A 3,237-nucleotide genomic window follows, 5' to 3' on the forward strand; every position below is an offset into this window, starting at 1 on the left:
CCAGCATCCTGGCGATAGAAAACGCAAAAGCCCCAGACCTCAGAACCGGTATCGTTCTGAAATCTGGGGCAAAAGTAAAAAGAATGCTCCGTTACGCCTTTTCCGCCGAATGCGCCAAATTGAATTCGGCGGAAACAAGAGAGGGGCAAAACCATCGTCTTGCCCCTCTATATCAACACTTTACAGAGATATAATTATTTTCTTTACGTCAAATGAAGTCAGTAATTCGGCGCAAGATTCTATATATTGTGAGACTTTGCGAAATCCTCCACAAAACCCTCTACCTCATAATCTACATTCCCGTCATTGATCTTCTTTCTTATATAATTGCCATACGACTTTTGGGTAACACCCAGTTCCAGATGACAATCATCGTGCAGAAAACGAGTAATGGATGAACCATTAGGAACACCAGCGCTCACATAGCCCTGGTTAGACCAACGCAGGAAAAACGCCACCACACTCTTGTTCAACAAACCATCGGAAGTGGAAAGCTGACTGTCTGAAATATGATGCAGCTTGAGATATTTCACAAAAGCATCCGCCATCTTCCCCGTAAGCCCCACATCCTTTTCACCCTCAGGAGTAGAAAAGAGATTCTCGGCACTTCTTCCCGCAGAAGATGAAGCACACTTCACCTTAACACTCTGTTCAAAAACAACTTCATCGGTATCATTCTTCATTTCAGAAGAATCTTCAGAATCCTTATGATGATTTTCATGGTCTTCGTAATAGTTCTCTATATATGTAACAGAACCATTAAAATAAAAATGTCTATCGTTACTCATCAGTATTTTGATTTAGATTACCTTTAGAATTTTCATAATTATTCTCGATATATTTGCTATTAGGTTGCATATATACCTCATACTTAAACAAACAGAACCCACTGTGTTTGCACAGGAAACGGATAAGTTTAAAAAAAAATCTTTTGCCCATATCTCTTGGTATTTTTTTATTAATAATATATTGATATGGTCCTCTAAAAAGAGCTGAGGGCTAAAAGGAGAGCTTCTTAAGGGTGGCATCCTCGATGCCGGCAGACAAGTCTTCCCTAGGTAAGTGTATTAGTTCGTTTCATGTTGAATTTTTTAGATTAAATTAATAGTTATTCATTATTTAATTTTAGGCACAAAAAGCTTTTGGTATTTTGCTATATGTGCTTTCAAATTGTTAAGTTGCTTCAAGTCTCTTGCAAAAGTAATCCACTGCGAAAAGGCTTCATTGAAATTCTTCTCAAACAGATTCTTGTCAAACTTCTTACCTTCCGCCGTATGTCGTTTGATCAGTTCATCAACGATTCTATCCCAATAATATAGGATACAGCAGCACCATCTTCGCTGCTGATAAGGTCTGAACCTTACTTTTCTATTCAGAATTCCGGTTACTGTAGAAAGTCTGATATTAGTGATTTTAGAAAACTGATATGCTGATATCTGTTCACCTTTCTCACCTATAAAAGAGTTGAGATACAAGATGATGCACTCTTCTTGTATCCAATTAATCCGGTCCTCTAGCTGAGCTAAATTTTCCAGCATCAACACTCTTCTATATTCTCCTACATTCAACATTTTAATGTAAATTTATGCGAATTTACAACTAATAGTTGAATTGGCAAAATCAAGGTCGCACCTACAAACGATATGCGTGAGTGTTTTTTAAAAACATTAATATTTTCTTTTTATTTTACTACAAAAAAAGAAAAAAGAGAGAAAGTGAGCATTTTTAGCGCTACACTTCCTCTCCTCGACTTTTATGGATGGGTAGGCAATTCTATTACCATTTCCACAGCTATTTCGTCACAGCATTATACAATGCCTGATAGTCCGTGACTACATCATAAATGTAACCATTCTCGCTGATGGCTGCAAAATGCTTGCGGGCACACGCTATCTTGCCATCCACCACCTCCTGGGTCATAGGCAGAGAGAGCTGAACACCCCAGTCGAGCATACATCCAAAGAGCAGGTCGAGGTCGTTTCGGTCGGCCTTGATATTATTCAGGAACAGGTCGAGCGCGTGGGCGGTAGTGCCAGAACCGGAAAAGAAGTCGAGGATTAATGAACTAGTTATTTTGTAACAGAAAAAATCATTTTTGACCATTTCTGCTACCAATATTTTAGTGCCTGTATGCTTCAAAACATCTGATAAAGCGCATCCAGATTCAGCTGCGCTCCATCTGCCGACTGCAATTCCATTCTATTGGGTCTATCCATATTATCTATATTTTATAAATTATTCTTCATTATTTCCATATAGTGTACGAACTCGTACACTTTTGCTGAATCAGGAAAAATCTTTCATTTCCTTTTCCCACTCAGCAACCTTCTTCTTCAACGCCCGAGCCTCGGCGTTCAGAAAAAGAGGCTGCAGCTATTGACACACGAGATCTTTTAGATAATTTGGTCTTCAAATCATCTATCACCCGTTCTGATATATTGTTGATAACCTTAATCAATTCCATGTTCAATTCGTTGAAATTTACGACGTTACGTTGTTTATAAGTTCTACATTCTATCAATTTACTCCCCCAAAGGTACAATAATATTCTGAAACTCGCAAGAGTTTTCCGATAAAAGTTTGGAAAATGTTTTTAGCAGTACGCTGGTAAGCTTGATTCTTATCCCCAGCTTAAGGTGAAAGCAAAGTCGCACTTCTCTACATTGCGCAACTTCTCCAGTTGCTCAGCCTTATGAGCCTTCAGTTTCTTCACCCATTCCGCCAACTTAACAGAAGAGCTATTGATTAACTATCATTCATCAACACATTCTCTGTCCGTGATTCCCATCACAGCTATCACAATAACAGTTATCACAGTTTTTACGGAGGGGGTATCAAGGGACAAGAAAAATGTTAAATAGAATTTAACTATATATATTATTATTATAAATATATAATATATATAGTTAGTTCTGGAATGAGAAAAAGAAAAGTGTTTCGAGAAACTGTGATAACTGTTATTGTGATAGCTTTTGAGGAGAAAAACTATGGTTTGTGAGCTGTAAAGCTATGTTTTCTCTTTTTCAAAATTATGAGTTAGGATTATTAACGGGATTTGGAAACTGGGGCTGCTGAAAATCGGGGCTTATCACACCCTGATTTTTGGCGGTTCCCTAAAAAAGCCGTACCTTTGCATCGTCAAAAAATTAATTATTAACCCTTTAAAAACTGATTGACTATGGGACAAGGAACTAGTAAGTATCGTAAGATTATGCGTACTCCTCAGACGGGTGAGAA

At 37.9% G+C, this 3,237-nt stretch carries 4 protein-coding genes; 1 reads left to right on the plus strand and 3 read right to left on the minus strand.

Annotation, left to right across the window (positions count from 1 at the left end; translation table 11 throughout):
* Positions 1-194: hypothetical protein (locus AAAT87_RS15130; protein ID WP_349226890.1), on the plus strand; the 194-nt coding region annotated here is incomplete at its 5' end.
* Between the two features lie 45 nt (positions 195-239).
* Here the strand turns inward: AAAT87_RS15130 and AAAT87_RS15135 are convergent.
* From AAAT87_RS15135 to AAAT87_RS15145, 3 genes are all read right to left on the minus strand, one after another.
* Complete coding sequence (locus tag AAAT87_RS15135) at positions 240-788, minus strand: hypothetical protein (RefSeq protein WP_349226891.1); 549 nt, start codon at positions 786-788, stop codon at positions 240-242.
* A gap of 327 nt (positions 789-1,115) precedes the next feature.
* Positions 1,116-1,571, minus strand: a complete 456-nt coding sequence (locus AAAT87_RS15140) for a hypothetical protein (RefSeq protein ID WP_349226892.1) — start codon at positions 1,569-1,571, stop codon at positions 1,116-1,118.
* Between the two features lie 220 nt (positions 1,572-1,791).
* The gene (locus tag AAAT87_RS15145; RefSeq protein WP_291815530.1) at positions 1,792-2,103 is read right to left on the minus strand and encodes a hypothetical protein; all 312 of its coding nucleotides are present in this window, start codon (positions 2,101-2,103) and stop codon (positions 1,792-1,794) included.
* Between the last annotated feature and the right edge of the window lie 1,134 nt (positions 2,104-3,237).

This window comes from Segatella sinensis (assembly GCF_040095255.1).
GTDB classification, from domain to species: domain Bacteria; phylum Bacteroidota; class Bacteroidia; order Bacteroidales; family Bacteroidaceae; genus Prevotella; species Prevotella sinensis.